This is a genomic window from Lysinibacillus sp. A1 (genome assembly GCF_000801965.1).
GTDB classification, from domain to species: domain Bacteria; phylum Bacillota; class Bacilli; order Bacillales_A; family Planococcaceae; genus Lysinibacillus; species Lysinibacillus fusiformis.
Genome location: NZ_JSZM01000012.1, coordinates 317,264 through 335,974, shown reverse-complemented (window position 1 = coordinate 335,974; position 18,711 = coordinate 317,264). Strand labels below are relative to the sequence as shown.

The 18,711-nt window shown below is 38.3% G+C and carries 18 protein-coding genes; all 18 read right to left on the bottom strand.

Going from position 1 to position 18,711, the window contains the following annotated elements; translation table 11 throughout:
• Positions 1–4: 4 nt before the first annotated feature.
• Positions 5–1,288, bottom strand: a complete 1,284-nt coding sequence (ftsA, locus tag PI85_RS11130) for a cell division protein FtsA (RefSeq protein WP_036123788.1) — start codon at positions 1,286–1,288, stop codon at positions 5–7.
• A 95-nt stretch (positions 1,289–1,383) separates the two neighbouring features.
• Positions 1,384–1,755: a small basic family protein gene (locus PI85_RS11125; RefSeq protein WP_008173872.1), complete on the bottom strand. Its 372-nt coding sequence runs from the start codon at positions 1,753–1,755 to the stop codon at positions 1,384–1,386.
• 3 nt (positions 1,756–1,758) lie between these two features.
• Entirely contained in the window at positions 1,759–2,478 is a 720-nt protein-coding gene (locus PI85_RS11120; protein WP_036123785.1) for a DUF881 domain-containing protein, read from the bottom strand.
• A 98-nt stretch (positions 2,479–2,576) separates the two neighbouring features.
• The gene (locus PI85_RS11115; protein WP_036123782.1) at positions 2,577–3,302 is read right to left on the bottom strand and encodes a DUF881 domain-containing protein; all 726 of its coding nucleotides are present in this window, start codon (positions 3,300–3,302) and stop codon (positions 2,577–2,579) included.
• Positions 3,283–4,113 (bottom strand): cell division protein FtsQ/DivIB, encoded by an 831-nt coding sequence (locus PI85_RS11110; RefSeq protein WP_008173878.1) that lies wholly within the window; start codon positions 4,111–4,113, stop codon positions 3,283–3,285. Before PI85_RS11110 ends, PI85_RS11115 begins: the two co-directional genes overlap by 20 nt.
• Before the next feature lie 20 nt (positions 4,114–4,133).
• Complete coding sequence (gene ftsW, locus PI85_RS11105; RefSeq protein ID WP_008173880.1) at positions 4,134–5,213, bottom strand: putative lipid II flippase FtsW; 1,080 nt, start codon at positions 5,211–5,213, stop codon at positions 4,134–4,136.
• 40 nt (positions 5,214–5,253) lie between these two features.
• A complete protein-coding gene (gene murD / locus PI85_RS11100) occupies positions 5,254–6,603 on the bottom strand; it encodes a UDP-N-acetylmuramoyl-L-alanine--D-glutamate ligase (RefSeq protein WP_036123779.1) in 1,350 nt (449 codons plus the stop codon).
• On the bottom strand, positions 6,603–7,574 hold the full coding sequence (gene mraY / locus PI85_RS11095; protein WP_036123778.1) for a phospho-N-acetylmuramoyl-pentapeptide-transferase: 972 nt from the start codon (positions 7,572–7,574) through the stop codon (positions 6,603–6,605). Before mraY ends, murD begins: the two co-directional genes overlap by 1 nt.
• Before the next feature lie 125 nt (positions 7,575–7,699).
• The gene (locus PI85_RS11090; protein WP_008173886.1) at positions 7,700–9,616 is read right to left on the bottom strand and encodes a stage V sporulation protein D; all 1,917 of its coding nucleotides are present in this window, start codon (positions 9,614–9,616) and stop codon (positions 7,700–7,702) included.
• 57 nt (positions 9,617–9,673) lie between these two features.
• Entirely contained in the window at positions 9,674–11,902 is a 2,229-nt protein-coding gene (locus PI85_RS11085) for a penicillin-binding protein (protein WP_036123775.1), read from the bottom strand.
• The gene (locus PI85_RS11080) at positions 11,899–12,270 is read right to left on the bottom strand and encodes a cell division protein FtsL (protein ID WP_008173890.1); all 372 of its coding nucleotides are present in this window, start codon (positions 12,268–12,270) and stop codon (positions 11,899–11,901) included. The genes PI85_RS11085 and PI85_RS11080 overlap by 4 nt, the downstream gene beginning before the upstream one ends.
• Entirely contained in the window at positions 12,271–13,221 is a 951-nt protein-coding gene (gene rsmH, locus PI85_RS11075; protein WP_036123772.1) for a 16S rRNA (cytosine(1402)-N(4))-methyltransferase RsmH, read from the bottom strand.
• 62 nt (positions 13,222–13,283) lie between these two features.
• Positions 13,284–13,715, bottom strand: a complete 432-nt coding sequence (gene mraZ, locus PI85_RS11070) for a division/cell wall cluster transcriptional repressor MraZ (protein ID WP_008173894.1) — start codon at positions 13,713–13,715, stop codon at positions 13,284–13,286.
• A gap of 254 nt (positions 13,716–13,969) precedes the next feature.
• Positions 13,970–15,586, bottom strand: a complete 1,617-nt coding sequence (gene bshC, locus PI85_RS11065) for a bacillithiol biosynthesis cysteine-adding enzyme BshC (RefSeq protein ID WP_036123770.1) — start codon at positions 15,584–15,586, stop codon at positions 13,970–13,972.
• Positions 15,587–15,860: 274 nt separating this feature from the next.
• Entirely contained in the window at positions 15,861–16,256 is a 396-nt protein-coding gene (locus PI85_RS11060; RefSeq protein ID WP_036123768.1) for a DUF3397 domain-containing protein, read from the bottom strand.
• The gene (locus PI85_RS11055; RefSeq protein WP_082011569.1) at positions 16,253–17,158 is read right to left on the bottom strand and encodes a ketopantoate reductase family protein; all 906 of its coding nucleotides are present in this window, start codon (positions 17,156–17,158) and stop codon (positions 16,253–16,255) included. Before PI85_RS11055 ends, PI85_RS11060 begins: the two co-directional genes overlap by 4 nt.
• A 186-nt stretch (positions 17,159–17,344) precedes the next feature.
• Positions 17,345–17,722, bottom strand: a complete 378-nt coding sequence (locus tag PI85_RS11050; protein WP_036123766.1) for a transcriptional regulator — start codon at positions 17,720–17,722, stop codon at positions 17,345–17,347.
• Between the two features lie 110 nt (positions 17,723–17,832).
• Positions 17,833–18,600 carry an enoyl-CoA hydratase/isomerase family protein gene (locus PI85_RS11045; RefSeq protein ID WP_036123765.1) on the bottom strand — a complete coding sequence of 256 codons (768 nt, stop codon included), beginning with the start codon at positions 18,598–18,600 and terminating at the stop codon, positions 17,833–17,835.
• Positions 18,601–18,711: the final 111 nt, after the last annotated feature.

Genomic DNA, 18,711 nt, shown 5'->3' with positions numbered 1-18,711 from the left:
CTAGTTAATCAAAAAACTTATCAAATAATTTTTTTGCTCTCCCGATTACGCTTTCTTTTGGTTCTGAAGGTGCAGAATACTCTTGCTTTTTAGGCATAGCTGCTTGAGCTCCTACAGCTGCATATTCAATAGGTTGCGTATTCGTACTTTTACCGTAAAAATCATCTTCTAAATAGGCGTAACGAATTAGTCCAACCGCCGTTGCAAATGAAGGCTCTCTAACGCCAATATAATCGGGTGTATAAATTCTTACACGCGTTTGTAGAATTTGACGTGCTAACTGGGCAATACCTTCAAGTTTAGCAACACCACCAGTTAAAACAACGCCACCAGGTAAATCTCTAACACCTAGACGTGCTAACTCGTCAATCACTAATTCTAGTAATTCTTCTAGGCGAGCGCCAATAATTTCTGAGATATAGCGTTGGCTATATTGATCAGTAGAATCTGTTCCTACAATCGGTACTTCAAAGATTTCATCGTCAGATGCATCATCATAAAAGGCATGTCCAAATTGGTGTTTGATATTTTCAGCCTGTTCTGTTGGTGTCTTTAAAACGATGGAAATATCTTTCGTTATATGATCACCACCAACTGGTAGGACGCCTGTATGCGTTAACAATCCCTCTTCAAATACCGCGATTGTAGTAGAGCCGCCTCCTATGTCTACAAAGGCAGTTCCTTGGTTTTTCTCATCTTCAGTTAATGCAAAGTAGCCTGATGCTAATGGTTGCAAATATATTTCTCGTATACTTAAACCTGCACGCTCAACACAGCGAAGAACATTGTGTAAAAGCGTTTTGGATGTCGTTATCATTGTTGCATCCATTTCTAAACGGATGCCAATCATACCACGAGGATCTTTAATTTCATCAAGATTGTCCACAATAAACTGTCTTGGAATGATGTTAACTAATTCACGTTCAGGAGGTATTGACATGACTTGTGCAGATTCTACCACTCTGTCTAAATCATCATCTGTAATTTCTCTGTTTTCACTATTTACAGCGACAACACCTTTAACTAGCTGTAACATCGTTTGGTTAGCAGGAACGCCTAGAACGACTTCGTGAATTTGATAACCTGTCATTCGTTCGGCTTGTTCTATTGCTTTTCGAATAGATTGAACTGTTGCATCAATGTCAACAATTGCTCCTTTTCGAACCCCATTCGATTTTACATTTCCGACGCCAATTACATGTAATTGTCCGTCACTCATTTCACCTATTAATACCTTGATAGAGGAGGAACCAATATCAAGTGAAATGTATAAATCTTGCTGATTCAATTCGCTGCACCTCCTTGAAAAATGCTCTTATTTTCATTCTATTGTAAATTTGGCATAATGTCTAAGCAAATCGAGTATTTTGGTCAATTTTTCTCTTAATCTATGGAAGTTTTTTCTTTCTTGTGACGTTTCTCATCCAAGCGAGTTAGTAATATACGCCTAATTATTGCAATATTTTGGAATAAACGTACTCCGAAAGCGAAAATGGCCGCTAAATACAAATCTATTCCTAAATTCACACCTATAAACGCTAACCCTGCTGCGAGAACTATATTAAAAAAGAATCCTGATACAAAAACTTTATCGTCGTACACTTGCTGTAATTGAGCACGGATACCACCAAATAATGTATCTAAAGCTGCTAAAACTGCTATTGACAGATAATTTTCATACATAGAGGGGATTTGTATATTTGTTAACAAGCCAAGGGCAAGTCCAAATATCAAACCTAAAAATGGTAGCCACATAAATTAATCTCCTTTTTTTACCTCTGCTAAGTAATCATTTGTCAATGGCTGATCAAATGCTGGAATTTGTAATTGATCTATTGGCTCTTCAATTACTAAATTATAATTATCTAAATAAAATGAATCTATAAACGTCGAGGCTTGAAGCGAATTATACATTTTTTGAGCTGCTTTATAATCGCTTGTCCCAACATATATATCAAATTTAGGTGACGACAATGGTACACTATTCACCGTTGTCTTCCCATTAATGTCCCGAATGGCTGTTGTTTGAACAACACGATTGCCATCTATTGAAACACTTGTTGCATCGTTTTTAAACAGCGTATTTAATAATTGAGTTAATAAATCGGGCGATATTTCTTTAATGTCATAGCCCATCTCCATTAATTCAGGTGCTGGTTCAATCCGAAGTATGACACCAGGCCCTATCACTTCTGTTAGTCCAGCCTGTTGCTTTAAACGATTCAATGTTTCATGTAAAGCTGCTTGCTGATTTACCTTTTCAGATTGCTCATAGCGATCCACTACTTCATGAAGTGAGCGAATTTCTGCCAGTAATGCGGAATGCCTTTGCTTTTCTTGTGCTAATTCCTCTCTTATTGCCCAAATATCTCGTGTATCTCGCTCTGCTGGTTTTTGTATGGTATTGTATTGTACCGCTATCATCAAACCGATAATAAATAGCACGATCGTTATTCGGGTGTACATATTTCTTCGCAAAATAGCCCCTCCTAGACGTATCGTATGCCCCTCAGAAGTCAATGTAAAACTTCTATGGAGGCTGAAATTAGACTTTAAACATGAACTAGGACTTGTCCTTAACTTTCTACTTTTACTCTTGGCATTGTAAGTTTTTGATGTTCTTCTAAAGACACCACAATATTGTCATTTAATAATTGATCAACGACACCGCCATTTAAATTTAAAGAAGCCATTAAAGTATCAGAATCTCCTACAGCTTCTATGACAAAAGGAGCGGGATGCTGTGTGCCATCAATAGTTATGACGGGACCATTACATCGGATATAGGAATTGGCCAAGACACGTTGCCCATTAATAGCGATGGCTTGGGCACCTGAAATTTTCAATTCATTCAACAATTTAAAAACATGGCTTTCATGAACGATATAATCATTCGGATTCAAAGATTTTGGATCATAATCACCATCTTGGAGAGTAATCCGTATTCCTTTTCCATCACTCTTCAACTCACCAAGTAAGAGCCGTAAATCCTCCGCTTGTTCAACAAGCTTCTTATAGTCCTTCTCATCAGAAGCAAATGATTTCTCATACTTCCGAATTTGTTCCTGTAGGCTATTTAACTCTTCCGTTAGCTCTTTATTGCGTTCTTGCTGAGTGATCAATTCCTCACGATAAGAATCTTCTTGCTCAAAAAGCTCTGAACTAATTGTACCTGCTTCGCGGTTATCTTTTGCCTGATTATATGAATAGCCGATGATAAACCCTGTTGTCACACAAACAATCAATAATTCAAATTGTTTTCTAGAAAAAAAACTCCCTTTGCTATTCTTCTTGTTGTTCATCTTCTGTCACTTCCTGGTCAACCATTTCCCCATCTTCATTAGCTTCCATGTCGATGCTTATTTTGTTGTACTCCTCGTTAAAAGGACGATAATAGGAACCGACCTCTAAATCAATCACACCTTTTTCTAAATTTGCAATTTGTGCAACAATAGAGGGGTAATAATTTAACTTATCCGCAAGCGTCTGAATAATAGCTCGTACCTCATAGCCATCATTCATATAAAGCTTTACCGCGTTCGGATTTGTATCATTACTATTCGTGTTAACCTGAGAAATTAAAGCTAATACTTCTGGTTTTAATTGTGCTAACTGTGCAACTAGTTTTTTAATTGTTTTTTCACCAGTAATACCAATAAAAACAGGTGCATCAATTGGAGTATCATTGCCCTTTTGCTCAAAACGTTCACCATTTTCAAGCAACGGATAATAGGTTCCGTCCCCAGCCAAATACGCAACTTTTTTCCATTCTTTCACATCTATCGTTACGCCTCGAAGCCAGTTACGTTTAACATGTGCTTCTTTTACCCATTTATCCTTTAACAGAAGATTCTCCACGTCTTCTATTTTAAACCCCCACATTGATTTACCTAGCGCAAGGGTACTTGTCTCCACATAATGTTCATTATCTACCAGCTTCGCACCATTGACTGTTATTTTATTGATGTTACTGTAAGGAGATTGAAAATAAAGGAGTACCGCTAACACAATAAAGAAAAGTAATATTAGCACGATAAATTTACGATTTGTACGCTTTTTTCGTCGCTTTTTTAGCGTAGGTATACGATCTTCTATATCAATTACTTTCTCCAAAAAGTACTCCTCCTTTATATTTATTTCGCTAATTGATAAATAATACCTATTATTAACCACATTGTGACTAAAGATGTTCCTCCATAGCTAATAAAAGGCAATGTAACACCGGTTACAGGTACTAAACCTATTACTACAGCTATATTAAGAAACGCTTGCACCATCAGCATTGTGACTAGCCCTATAATCGCATAATAGGATGTTCGGTTTTTAGCCTGTACAGCAAATCTATAGCCCGCATAAATTGTCAGTACGAATAGTGCTAAAATAAAGAGACCACCAATCAAGCCGACTTCTTCCAAAATAATAGCGTAAATAAAGTCATTTTGTGGCTCAGGCAAATATAGAAACTTTTGCCGACTTTGTCCAAAACCATGACCAAAAATTCCGGCAGGACCAATCGCCATTAGTGATTGCACAGCTTGGAACCCACTTACTAAGGGATCAGCCCATGGATCGAGGAATGCTTCTATTCGCTTTAGTCGATATGGTGCAGTTGCAATTAATCCTACTAGTCCCGCTATACCAACCAACATAATCATGGCATATAGTTTTAACGGGTACCCAGCGACAAAAAACAATAAAAATACAGCAACAACAAGAATAAATACTGAACCGAAGTCAGGCTGCAACATAATCAATGCAACAGGGATTAATAGGATTAAAGCATGGCGCCAATTAACAACGGGCGTCCCTGTTTTATGCTGCGCTAAAATATGACTCAGGTAAACAATGACAGTTATTTTCGTTAGCTCCGCTGGCTGGATTGTCAATGGACCAACCCCTATCCAGCTTTGCGAACCATTTCGCACTAGCCCAATACCAGGTATTAACACTAGGACAAGTAAAATTAACGAAAATATATAGGCCATTTTCCAAAAGGACTGCTCTCTCAAAATATTTAATCGAATCGTGATTAAAAATACAATTATAGCTACCACAAAGTATACGCTTTGCTTCATATAAAACGGCATTTTTCCACTATAATGAATGGCACTCCAATAAGTCCCCGCAGAATAGACGAAAATAATGCCGATTACTGATAGCATCAAAGTTGTGACGAGCAATAAGTAACTTTCTTTCCCTCTCAGTAATGCCATCCTTCCAAGTCAAGTATATTCTAAAATAGTTACAGGCTCATTACAGCTTCATTACAGCATCAATAAAAACATCTCCGCGTATTTCAAAGCTGTCATATTGATCCCAGCTTGCACATGCTGGAGATAATAAAATAATATCTCCCTCCGCTGACATCGGTGCTGCATAGTGTACAGCGTCTTCCACATTTTGAGCGATAACTGTTTGTTGGACACCACATGATTTTGCAAATTCAACAAAACGTAGTCCAGTTTCTCCGAATGCGACAACACCTTTCACATGATTCATACTTGATCGAAGCTCCTCAAAAGAGTGTCCTCGATCTAAACCACCTGCTAGCAAAATAACCGGCGCTTGGAATGCGTCTAAAGCACTTTTTGTTGCTAAACAGTTTGTTGCTTTGGAGTCATTATAAATCTTCCGACCATTCCATTCGCGTACGAATTGAGTACGGTGTCTCACACCACCAAATGTTGCTAAAACCTCTTCCATTTTCTCTTTGTCACAGCCAACTAAAATACAGGCTGCCACTGCTGCTAGGATGTTCTCTAAATTATGCTTACCAGGCAGCGCGATATTCGCCCGGTCCATATAAGGTTCCCCTTGCCAATATATCGTTGTATCATCTGCGCTGATTCCATTGACAGTACGTCCATTTGAACTAAAAGGGATTTTTTGCGCATTCGATTGCGCTGCATATCCAACTACAATTGGTTGATCAGCATTATAAATAAAGTAATCACTTTCATCTTGATTACGCGTCACAGCAAACTTCGCTTCCGCATAATTATCAAATGTTCCATGATAGTCAAGATGGGCATCATAAAGGTTTGTTAGAATAGAGATTTTAGGCTTAAATGTTTTAGTCCCCATCAATTGGAACGATGACAGCTCCGTTACAATAATGTCATCTTCATTAGCTTCTTTAGCGACCCCACAAGCAACTGTACCGATATTCCCTGCAATTAAAGGATTTTTACTTCCGTTGTTCAACATATCGAATATTAAAGTAGTCGTCGTTGTTTTACCATTCGAACCGGTAATACCTATAAAAGGTGCATCACTGATTAAATAAGCAAGTTCAATCTCCGTCCACACAGGAATATCGCGATGTAGAGCATCCGCTACAATGCGATTACTATAAGGAATACCTGGGTTTTTAACGACTAATTCAAAACCTTCATCCAGTAAATCCTCAGGATGACGGCCACAAATCACGGTAATCCCCTTTTGTAATAGGCCCTGAGCATCCGGGCTTTCATCAAATGGTTTGGAATCATTGACTGTGACAAAGGCGCCAAGCTCATGTAAAATTTCTGCAGCGGCCACACCACTTTTTGCTAGGCCTAACACAAGTACTTTTTTATGTTGTAAATCTGTATAGTTTTTCATTAAAACGCCTCCGATAAGACTGCAATCAATGCTACTGCTAGGGCAGTTGACCAGAAGACAAGCACTACTTTCCACTCTGACCAACCTGATAATTCAAAATGGTGATGGATTGGACTCATCTTAAAAATACGCTTTTTACGCAGTTTAAAGCTTCCTACCTGTAAAATAACGGATAATGTTTCGATGACAAATACCAAACCAACTAGTAAAAGTAAAAACTCTTCTTTTACTAATACCGATACCATAGCTAACGCCCCACCTAATGCTAATGAACCCGTATCACCCATAAATACTTTTGCTGGATTCGCATTAAATAATAAAAACCCTAATAATGCTCCTGTAACAGCAAAGGCAAATAAAGCAATATCAGCTTGGCTTTGGAAAAGTGCAATAACGCCAAATGCCGCAAAAGCAATCGATGCAGTTCCTGCCACTAGTCCATCTAAACCATCTGTTAAATTCACCGCATTGGAGAAGCCTACTAACCAAAAAATTAAAAAGGCAACATAGAAGACACCAAGATCAACTGTCCAATTTGTAAATGGAATAGCAAGTGTTGTATCAAACGATCCAACATGCAGTAGAAAATATGCAAGGATGGCGATAACTATTTGACCAATTAATTTTTGAAGAGAGGTTAACCCTAAATTCCTTTTAAATACAACCTTCAAACCATCATCCAGTAAACCTATTAAGCCAAATCCTGCTAATACTAGTAAAAGTACTACGGTCTGTGTCGTTAATAAATCTAAAAAGCTTCCTACACCAACAGTTGTTAGGACGATAGAAATTAAGAAAATTATACCGCCCATTGTTGGTGTACCAGCTTTTTTCATATGTGATTTTGGTCCCTCTTCACGAATACTTTGCCCAAACTTTAGGCGTCGAAGAAGTGGAATACTAATTGGTGCCAGGATAACTGTTACTATAAAAGCAAGAGCTAAAATGGTAAGTGTTGTTGCGAGTTTCATTGAAAAATCTCCTTTAAATCTTGTTTCACTTTCTTCGTTAGGAAAAAAGCATAAACTTTCATTTATTTATTACTACCCTTCATAATAATAGTGGTTCTTTCCCATTTTTTAAAGGTAAAGTTATTTCAGTTCTCCAAATATAAATGAATGGTACCATCTTGTTTGATAACACTATCCACTTCAGGTAACTGGTTACCAATTTTAGTCCCTTCTCCATGCCATTCTATACGGAATGGATAAAACTGCTTGGCAATATCATCCTTTGTTTGCCCGATAAAATTCGGTACCTTCACAGTAATTGGATCCCCATAACGATAATCCTTCTCGAGCTGTTCCTTCGATTTTTCAATACCTATAAACGGTGCAACATCCTCAATAATTTGCCCAACAATAGGAGCTGCTACAACGCCACCAAACTGCGTCGTCTTTTTAGGGTTGTCGACTGCTACATAGACGACAATTTGCGGATTGTCAGCTGGCGCAAAGCCAATAAATGAAACGATATATTCACCACTTTTGTAACGGCCGTTTTCAACCTTTTGTGCTGTTCCTGTTTTACCGCCAATTCGTAAACCATCCCGGAAGGCTTGTCGACCTGAACCATTCGCTACAACAGACTCCAATGCGCCTCGAACCTTTGCAGAAGTCTCCTCACGAATCACCTGATTTTTGACAACTGGTTTAGTTTCCTGTATGACTTCCCCTGTATTAGGATTAAATACTTTTTTCACAACATAAGGCGTATAAAGCTTGCCTCCATTTATTGCTGCTGCTACCGCTTGAACTTGCTGAATTGGAGTTACCGCTACCCCTTGCCCAAATGAGGTTGTTGCCTGTTCAACAGGTCCGAAGGCTTCCTTAGAAAATAATATTCCTGAAGCTTCACCAGCAATATTGGAACCAGTCTTTTGACCAAAGCCAAAATCTTTAATATATTGCAATAGTCGCTCATTACCTAACCGCTGCCCTAATTCAATAAAGCCTGGGTTACAGGAATTCTCCACAACTTCTAAGAAGGTTTCATGTCCATGCCCTTCACGCTTCCAACAACGAAGTCTTGCTCCAGCGACCATCGTATACCCTGGATCATAAAAAGTATCATGCTCTAAATCCACTAAATTTTCTTCCAATGCAGCGCTAAGAGTAATAATTTTAAAAGTAGAACCTGGCTCATATGTCATCCACACAGGTAAATTTCGATTATAAATCGCAGGCTCGACTAATTGATATTCAGCCGGATTAAAGGTTGGATAGGAGGCTAACGCTAATATTTCTCCATTATTTGGATTCATAGCAATAGCCAATGCTTGGTCCGCTTCATAGCGCTCCATAGCCTGTGACAATTCACGTTCAACGACCTGTTGGACATCGACATCGATCGTTAGCTCAATAGTTGCCCCATCCTCGCCAGCCTTCCAAGCACTCGCGACATTCGGTAAATTATTGCCCTTTGCATCGGTAAATAGGCGAATTGCAGATGAATTAGCCTGCAAAAACTTATCATATTCATATTCGATACCAGCTAAGCCTTGTGCATCATACCCTGTAAAGCCTAAAAATCGAGATAAAAGTGTCCCATATGGATAGTCTCTTGAGTAGTCGACACCACTATATAGTCCTTCAATTTGTAAGCCTTGTAATTCCACCGCTTTTTCATAGGGAATATTTTTCCCCTCAGGCGCTAGCTTTACTAAATAGGCTTTTTTCTTCATCTTCTCTAAAAGTTTCTCTTTATCCACTTCTAGAACTTGCGCAATTTTTTCAGCCGCCCCTTCAATATCTTTACTCTGGGAAGGCATAAAATATAATGTTGGTGCTAGCTTATTGGTTACAATACTCTCACCATCTCGATCAGTAATATGCCCTCGTTCATTAGCAAATGGTATTTCTCGGTCCCAGTTCTCTTCTGCCTTCGTTGTCAGTTCCTTTTGATCCAACACTTGCAAAAAGAAAAGCCTAATCACTATCGCCACTGCCGCACACATAAACAACACATATAAAATACGTAAACGCTTTTTAGAATGGATAGAAATCCACTTCATTCGACATCACACCTTGTTTTTTACAACGTATGAAATAAAGTGGACTTCTATTCAGTATTATTCATCTTCTACTTGTTCAATTTCACCCTCAGAAGCTGCCTCGACATCTTGTACAAAGCTTTCAGCAGGTGTTTTAAGCTTAACAACAATCGGTGAATTATCCGTTATAGTAGTCCCTGGAGACACACTTTGACTCGCTACAAAGCCTTCACCGAAAATCTCCATCTCTACCCCTGTCATAGATTTGAAAACAAGTAAATTTCTCAATGACCAATTCGTAAAGTCTGGCAATATGATATCTCCATCCGTCTTCAAAAATACATAACTACCTTTAACTAGTTGTTTTGTATCTTTCGGATATTGATCTATGATTTTACCCCCGCTTCCAACAATAACAGGCTTTAAGCCATCATTCCCTAGCTCTACCTCAATCGCCTCAGCACTTTGGCCTGTATAATCCTTAATATCTACCTTATCCACATACTGTACATCACCTGGATTAATATTAAGGTGCTTTAAGCTATTTAACATAACAGGATTAAACACTTTAGATACCGGTACTGATCCAAGCTCATTATTTAACTTAGGTTTTTTCACTGAGACATACATGATGAGCTGAGGATCATCGACAGGAGCCATTCCTAAAAATGAATAGAGGAATTGGTTAGCACCCCAAGCATACGTACCATCTGCTCTCGGAATTTGTGCTGTCCCTGTCTTCCCTGCAACCTCATAATCCTCCAAAATAAAATCCTTCGCAGTACCATATTTTGATGTCAGTGTAGAGGCAAGGATTTCTCGTACTTGTTTCGCTGTATCTGCTTTAATTGGTTGTCCTTTTTCAACAGGTTCATGGTTTTGAATAACCTTTCCTGTTGATGAATCAACGATACGGTCAATTACATAAGGCTGCATCATCTTACCATCATTCGCAATAGCAGTCATGGCTTGGATCATTTGGATAGGTGTTACAGTTGACCCTTGCCCATATGTTGTTGTCACTCGTTGGATTGGGTATTGAGATAATATTGTACCTGTCGCTTCGTTCGGTAAATCGATTCCTGTTTTATGACCGAAACCAAAACGGTCTAAATATTCCACAAAGACATCATCGCCAATCAACTTTAATAAATGGGCCATGGCTGTATTTGAAGAGCGTTGGAATCCCTGTAAATAGCTGATTTGTCCCCATCCAACCTGATTATGATCTCGAATTGTTCGATCATGTACGGTATAAGAGCCTGATTGGTATTCTGCATTCGGAGCCCAAGTATTTGTATCAATAGCCGAAGCAAGTGTAAATGTTTTCATCGTTGAACCAGGCTCAATCGTTTCTTCAATTACCTCGTTCAGCCATTTCATATTTTGACTATCACGTGTTTCTGGGTTAAATGTAGGACGCTGAGACATCGCTAATATTTTCCCAGTCTTCGGATCTGCTACAACTGCCGTCATGGACTCAGGATTATATTCCTGTTCAACCTTTGTCATTGCTTCCTCTAAAAAGCTTTGGATGGTTTTATCGAGCGTTAAATAAATGTCGTCCCCATCTTTAGCAGGTGTCACCATCTTCTCGCTGTTCGGTAATAAATAACTGAAAGCATCTGTTTCGTATTTAATTTTACCGTTAACACCTGTCAGTTCTTTATCATACGTATATTCTAGGCCCATTTCGCCTTTTGTAGTAACAGTTCCGTCCGCATTATCCTTTTTCAGTGCATAGCCAATTAAATGGGAGGCAAAGACACCATTTGGATAATAACGTTTTAAATCACTAACAAATAGAACCCCTGGTAATTTTTCTTCCTTTATTTTACTCATAACCTCGTGACTAATACCGCGTCCAGAACTCCCAAACTCCACTTGATATAATGGTTTACCATCGCTTCTATAGCGATTATTTAGCTTTTTAAGAACTTCATCTTCTTTTCCTTGCATTGCCGGAATATACTTTGCTAAAACTTGAGCCGTTTTTTCAGCATCTACAACATGTCTAGGTTTCTTTGGATCTGTTGTAGCTGCTTCACTTACGACAACAACTAGACGATAGCTTAACGTATCTTCTGCAATCACTTGACCGTTTTGGTCATAAATCTTTCCTCGGTTTGCTGTGATAACACTTTCCTTACCATACTTAGCAGCTGCTCTTGCTGCAAGCTCCTGTCCTTCTACTTGCCCTGTCGCCTGAATGTTCACCATTCTTGTGAATAATAGAAAAAAGAGCCCTCCATAAAAAATCATTAATAGAAAGGCTCCCCATTGGAATCGAAATCTCTTTTTTTTCATTCTCCCGGCACTACCTTTACATTTTTCTCATTTTGAGTTAAACCGAGTTCTTTCGCTTTTTTCCATATGTTATCGTATGTAGAAAGTTCACTTACACGAACCGTTAAGTCAACATTCTGTTTTGCAATCTCATCTGCTTCTGATTCGATCTTTTGAATGTCCATGCTTGTCGTTTGAATAGCTGCTTGTTTATTTAATACTAGGACTCCTAATACAGCAATAATGCTAACTAAAACAATTAGCATTGTCTTCTCAAACTTCTGGTTCGTTTTTTTACGACGTATGATAGTGGGTTGTGGACTGGGTGGTGTTATCGGTTGTTGCACTTGTTGATGTTGGTGCTGTTGCCTTACACGTACGGCTGCCATTTACTCACGCCCTTTGTCGTTAATTTTCTCCACCACTCTAAGCTTTGCTGAACGAGCCCGATTATTCACTTCTAATTCTTCATCTGAAGGAAGAATTGGCTTTCGTGAAATAAGCTTTAAAGTTGGCTTCATGTCATCTGGAATTACTGGTAAATTTGGTGGTAATTCCGGTAATGATGACGCTTCCTTAAAGATTGTCTTGCATAGGCGGTCCTCCAATGAATGGAACGTAATGACACTAATGCGTCCACCTACGTTTATCATATCAATCGCATCGACTAATGAATCCTCTGCCGCGCCTAACTCGTCATTGACAGCAATTCTTATTGCTTGGAAAATGCGCTTTGCTGGATGCCCACCTTTTCGGCGTGCCGCTGCTGGAATACCCTCTTTAATAAGCTCTACAAGTTGTCCAGTTGTTTCAATTGGTGCTGACTTACGCGCCTCTTCAATTTTACGAGCAACTTGCTTTGAAAACTTTTCTTCTCCATAACGGAAAAAAATACGTACTAAATCTTCATATGCCCATTGATTGACAACTTCAAAAGCTGTAAGTGTTGCCGTTTGATCCATGCGCATATCAAGTGGTGCATCATGGTGATAGCTAAAGCCTCGCTCAGGTGTATCTAACTGAGGTGAAGATACGCCTAAGTCATATAAAATACCATCCACTTGTTCAAAACCATGAGCTAATAATTCTTCTTTTAAATACCGGAAATTCGAATGAATAAACGTGACGCGCTCAATATAAGGCGCTAATCGAATTTTCGCATTTTCGATAGCCGTCATATCTTGATCGAAACAAATTAAACGGCCTTTATCAGATAATTGTTGCACTAAATATTCACTATGGCCTGCACCACCTAACGTACAGTCCACATATACACCATCAGGATCGATGTTCAACCCATCAACAGTTTCTTTTAATAACACGGTTGTATGATCGAACATACCACTCGCTCCTTTCAGGCCTTAACCTCATGTCATCTTTGAATGGACATGCTTATCAAAAGTTAAAAATCAAAGCCAATCATATTTTCTGCAATTTCATTAAAAGATTGTTCAGACTCGCTGAAGTAAGCTTCCCATGCATCTTTAGCCCAAATCTCAATTCGATTTGAAACCCCCAACACTACACATTCCTTTACAAGATGTGCATGTTGCATAAGAGTAGCTGGAATATTAATTCGCCCCTGCTTGTCTATTTCTACCTCTGTTGCGCCAGAAAAGAAAAACCTTGCAAATGCACGTGTATCCTTTTTGGTCATCGGTAAATCTTTTAACTTTTCTTCGAGTTTTCGCCATTCATTCATAGGATAGCCAAATAGACAGTTATCGAGACCTCTTGTGACAACAAACGCTTCGCCTAAAGCTTCACGAAATTTTGCCGGCACGATTAATCGCCCTTTCGCATCAACGGAGTGTTGATATTCTCCCATGAACATACTACTCACCCCACTTTATTAAATAATGTACCACATCCCCCCACTTTCCTCCACTTTTTTTAAAAAAAACTTGACATTTTATCTCTTAATGTGCAATTAGACCTTGATGGGAATTATTGATATATGCTAAATGACATAAAGAAAGAGCTACCCTTAGGAGGATAGCTCTCTAAATACTATTTTTATAGACAAAATTCATCAAATCCCTATTGTATCAAAAAAACACTTAGGTATAAAGAACCTGTCAGATAGGTTTATAAATAAAGTAAATAGTGGTGTTTGCCAATACTATAGTTTTGCTTTAACATTTCAGCAATCAACATAGGTCCAAACTCATTAAAATATTGATATGGATTATAAGTTCTTTCCTGGAAACCTTCGTTTGGATACAACTCATTTTGTAGCGTCGTAAATTTGCGGATAGTAGTTTCATGCTTGTCAAGTACAGTTTGCTCGATTTTTTGCTGAAGGTAGTCAAATTGTTTTGCATGATTTTCTTGATTTTTCACAAGGATTTTATCTAAAGTTAAATGCTGTTCCTCTAAATACGATGCAAGCTCACTGTACTTTTCTGCTAACAACTGCTCCATAGCCTGAATTTGACGTTTAGCCTCACTATCCTGCACATCATCAATAAAACGCTCTTTCATTTCTAAAGCTTTGCCATTCCAAACATCCGTAACAGTCAATTGATGTTCACACAATAATTGCTCTACATGACGTGTCACAATCGTCATATGAAGGCGAGGGGCAAAAATAGGCATTTGTAGGTCTAGTACAGAAAATGCACTTTTTAATGTTGCCCAATAAGCTAATTCACCAGGGCCACCGACGAATGCCAGTACAGGGAACGTCATCTCCTGCATTAATGGACGGGACACTACGTTATTACTCAAACGCTCTGGATATTTCTCGGCAATCTCTAATAGCTCTTCACGAGTAAACTTAAGGTTTGCTGCTAAATTAATAAATAGATCATTTTTTCTTTCCAAAAGATGACGTTCTCCGTCCTCTACATAGAATAGATTAGCTGCCTCTCTTGTCGCTAAAATAGGTTTACCGTAGCCCGTTTGCTCTAGCAGCTCTTCCTTTTCTGTTACAACTCTAGCAATTTCTTCACTATGCTGAATGATGTGTGCAAAATTGTTACTTTCATATTGACGGAAATTATAATCCGCCGCATCAATGAACAGTAACCCTTCATCTTTAAATAATTGATTCATTAACCGCGCAAAGAAATCAGTAAATGTCTCACTTTCGTTTAGCACATCTACTAATTGTTTAATAAGCGCCTCTGTATACTCGGTTTCCCCAATATCTCTAACAATGGTATTAATAAATTGTGTCATCGACTCTTTATTGAGCATCGTTGCCGAGGCCATTGTTTTACGTCTAGAGCGCTCACTGTATGCTCGTTTTTTTAATAACTCACCATGCACCGTATAGGTATGATTAATTTCTTCCAAATCATGATCTTCTCCAGCTATCCAAAAAACAGGTACGACAGATTTTTGAAGCTTCGCACTTTGCTCTTTTGCTAACACAATGACTGAAATCGCTTTATGAACGGAGTAAAGAGGGCCAGTTAAGATACCTGCTTGTTGGCCACCGATTATGACCATAGCTCCTTGTTCTAGTTGTTGTAAATGTTCATTCGCTTTTTGTGATAGCCCTAGTGGCTCCATAAATTGACGGATGATGGCTGTCAGCTCTTTTTGATCTCTGGCATGTTGTGCTAAATGCTTCGCTCTTTCCTCAAAAGCCTGATCATTAAAATCGTATTCAAAAAACTGATGAATGGCAGTATTTGGCGACCAGTAATCGGCTAGCACATTATTTTTTATAGGTACTTGGATAGACTCCAGTTTCATTTAACATAAGCTCCTCTACTCACTCAATCATTATTTTACTGATAACGAGAAATTGATTCCTCACATATTATGCACTTGATGCTGTAAATGTTTTTAGCCCATATTGCATTTCCCCCACCATGAACATAGCACTGCGCAATATTACGGAACTATTCTTCTAGCACTAGGCTTTATGACGTTTAATCAGTTTCCCATCCATAAAGAATGATTTTTTATATCTACTTTATAATGCTATTATTTTAACCCTTATAGCTCCAACATGAAAAGAAAATGCTTAGGCAACCTGTAAATAGTCTACAAGGGACTGAATGACACCGATTATGCAGATCACAACATACGCGGTGCTCAGTAATAAAAATAAAAAACGCCAAATTTTCTTTAATAAAGGCTTCACTTCTATTTCTTTTTTTGTCCGCCATTCAATATATGTAAAAATCATAGCCATCATTATTGCAAGGATGACTAAAAGTCCCCCTGCATTTACTTGCCACAGTACTCCAATACCTAAGGGGACTGAAAAGAACAAGCAGAAGGTTGTCACATCAGAGGCCGCACCAAATGCATGGGTACCACGTATTTTAACTTTCCGGCTAATTAAATAGACTATAATAAAAAGAACAATTGGGCAAAAAATAACGATACTAACAATAATATGTAAAAGGTCTTTCAACTTTGTTCACCGCTCTCCTCTATCGCAAGTACTTGGAGATATAAAGTACGCAAAGTAGGCAAATGATGACCATTTGTTAAAGCTTTATCCAAAATGGCACCAACAATTGTTTCAATCTCACTTTTTCTTCCCTGCATACGATCTGCAAGCATGGAAGATGTATTTTCGGCTGTTTGCCTACATAAGTCTACCACATCTCCAAAAGATATAGTGCGCTCAATATCTTCGAACGCAATCGTTAACTCCTGATAAATATTCTTCAAAAGGGCATACGCTCGTGTATTAGTCACTAGTTCCCCGTTCTTTATTTGTAATACATAAGTTAATGGATTGATTAAGCTATTAAATATTGCTTTTTCAAATAGCATCTTCTCCGCATTATCGACCATTTCAACAGGAAACAATGGTTTTTGTAATTGTAATAACTTTAGAAAAACAGGTGCTTCCCCTCGTTCAATAGCTATTTTACAAGGACCAATTCCTCTATGTTGAACCGTAGTTTGATTCCGCAATTGTGCACCAAAAGAAACGGAACAAAACGCGATGTTTTTTTGAGGTAAACTTCGTGCCTCCTCAAAATGAGCTAAGCCATTTTGCATAAAGAGCAAAGGTATTTCATTTGGTAGTGATGCTAATTGGTCATAGAGATTTTGTAAATGGACATATTTAACAGCGATCACAATTAAATCTTGAGGTGGTAATGCAATTAAATTTGTTGTAGAAGCAATTTTTTGTACAGTTTTAGTCCCATCAACATTCATTCGCGTTAATTGATTGGTAGTTAGCTCTTCTACCTGCTTCTGTTTTCTTGTCACTAATGATACTGACATTCCCGACTCTGCTAAAAAGCTTGCTGTTAATTGTCCAACCGCTCCAGCACCAATAACTGCTACCTTCATCATTTTATTTTACACCCTTTCCTCTCTACATTATTGAAACTATAAGAATAAGGTGCCTCAGAATAAATTCTAAGGCACCCCTAAGTAGGTTCTTCTATTATACAAGATTGGCTGATTATTGACGATATACAGAAAGGGTTTTATCTCTAGGAAAGATAAATATTGTATGCTCATCATAGTTACTGAAGTTTAATCTTTCATTAACGAATAACCTTGCTGCAGCCACTTCACTAATTTCTCATGTTCATTTTGCAACTCTCGATGTCTCATTTCAAGGGTTTGATAAGCATCTGTTAATTCGTCAAAACTTGTCAATGCCAATTTCAAGTGACTTCGCATAGATTGTTGGGGTTGATTTCGTACAGCTAATAATGACTGACTATATTGACCACGTAATGTTTTATTCCAACGGAAGCCACACGCCTGCTTTGTACGGCCCAGTTCCACAGCCGCCATTTCAAAAGCCTCCAACTGCGTTTTGCCATTTTGCACATTATGCAAGACAATTTCTGCTAGTCTTTCATCGTCTTCCTTTGTCCATTGATCTTTTCTTTTTTTCAATTCCATAATCTATCACCCTCGCATTTTTTACTACTATATGCAGTAGCGAGCAAAATAGAATCATTGCATGAAAAAAGACAGTGATTATGTTTTTCTTTCATCACTGCCTTTATACATCACTTATTATTCTTCTTTGTTAAGAAATTATTAACAGCCAGATGATGCGCTTCGCTTTCCCACAATTTTGCACACGTACGAACTTCCTCCATCACCCGCTCATACATATTTCGTTCTCGCCATTTCCGAAGCTCGATTTCCTTATAAGCTTTATGAACAGAAGGATGAATTTTTCGCATATGTTCAATAAAATCATTTAACGCCTCATCCTTTGAGCCTTCAAAAACTCGCATTGCCCACCCAATTTCATAGAGCAACTGCGCAGGATACGGCTTCGCATCCACAAGCATTTTTAATGCACGGTCATGACGTAATCCTCGTTCAAAAAGATATGTACCACCACCCCAACCACTCGTAATGGCTAAGGTTCCTTGAATAAAACCACATTTCGCATGATTTGCCACTAAACGAAAATCACAGGCTGTGGCAATCTCACAACCTCCACCAACTGCGGTACCATTTATAAGCGCTATAGTGGGTACGGGGAGTGTCGCAAGGTCATATAATATTTTCCCCATCTTACTTAACATACCAAATGCCTCATCCTCCGTCTCCAGTGAATGAAACTCAGATAAATCCCCTCCAGAGCAAAATGATTTTTCTCCAGCTCCTGTCACTACTAAAAAACGAACATCCTCATGTTTTCGAATATACGTAATGATTTCCTGAAGACCATTCATAACCTCATCATTGACAGCATTGCGCTTCTCTTCTCGATTAATCGTAAAAGTCATAACACCATCATAATTGTCGATCGTATAACTCACATTATTACCCCCTTTGTCTCCATGAACAAATTGTATCATACAATTATTTCACTATTATATTAAACTTCGCAATCAACGCAATATTCTGTTTTTAAGACATCGGAAAAAGGC

Excerpts from the sequence above, each read along its gene's own strand:
- PI85_RS11125 (WP_008173872.1), bottom strand. The coding sequence starts at position 1,755 with ATGTGGCTACCATTTTTAGGTTTGATATTTGGACTTGCCCTTGGCTTG.
- PI85_RS11115 (WP_036123782.1), bottom strand. The coding sequence starts at position 3,302 with ATGAACAACAAGAAGAATAGCAAAGGGAGTTTTTTTTCTAGAAAACAA.
- ftsW (WP_008173880.1), bottom strand. The coding sequence starts at position 5,213 with ATGGCATTACTGAGAGGGAAAGAAAGTTACTTATTGCTCGTCACAACT.
- murD (WP_036123779.1), bottom strand. The coding sequence starts at position 6,603 with ATGAAAAACTATACAGATTTACAACATAAAAAAGTACTTGTGTTAGGC.
- mraY (WP_036123778.1), bottom strand. The coding sequence starts at position 7,574 with ATGAAACTCGCAACAACACTTACCATTTTAGCTCTTGCTTTTATAGTA.
- PI85_RS11090 (WP_008173886.1), bottom strand. The coding sequence starts at position 9,616 with ATGAAGTGGATTTCTATCCATTCTAAAAAGCGTTTACGTATTTTATAT.
- PI85_RS11085 (WP_036123775.1), bottom strand. The coding sequence starts at position 11,902 with ATGAAAAAAAAGAGATTTCGATTCCAATGGGGAGCCTTTCTATTAATG.
- PI85_RS11080 (WP_008173890.1), bottom strand. The coding sequence starts at position 12,270 with ATGGCAGCCGTACGTGTAAGGCAACAGCACCAACATCAACAAGTGCAA.
- rsmH (WP_036123772.1), bottom strand. The coding sequence starts at position 13,221 with ATGTTCGATCATACAACCGTGTTATTAAAAGAAACTGTTGATGGGTTG.
- mraZ (WP_008173894.1), bottom strand. The coding sequence starts at position 13,715 with ATGTTCATGGGAGAATATCAACACTCCGTTGATGCGAAAGGGCGATTA.
- bshC (WP_036123770.1), bottom strand. The coding sequence starts at position 15,586 with ATGAAACTGGAGTCTATCCAAGTACCTATAAAAAATAATGTGCTAGCC.
- PI85_RS11055 (WP_082011569.1), bottom strand. The coding sequence starts at position 17,158 with ATGATGAAGGTAGCAGTTATTGGTGCTGGAGCGGTTGGACAATTAACA.
- PI85_RS11050 (WP_036123766.1), bottom strand. The coding sequence starts at position 17,722 with ATGGAATTGAAAAAAAGAAAAGATCAATGGACAAAGGAAGACGATGAA.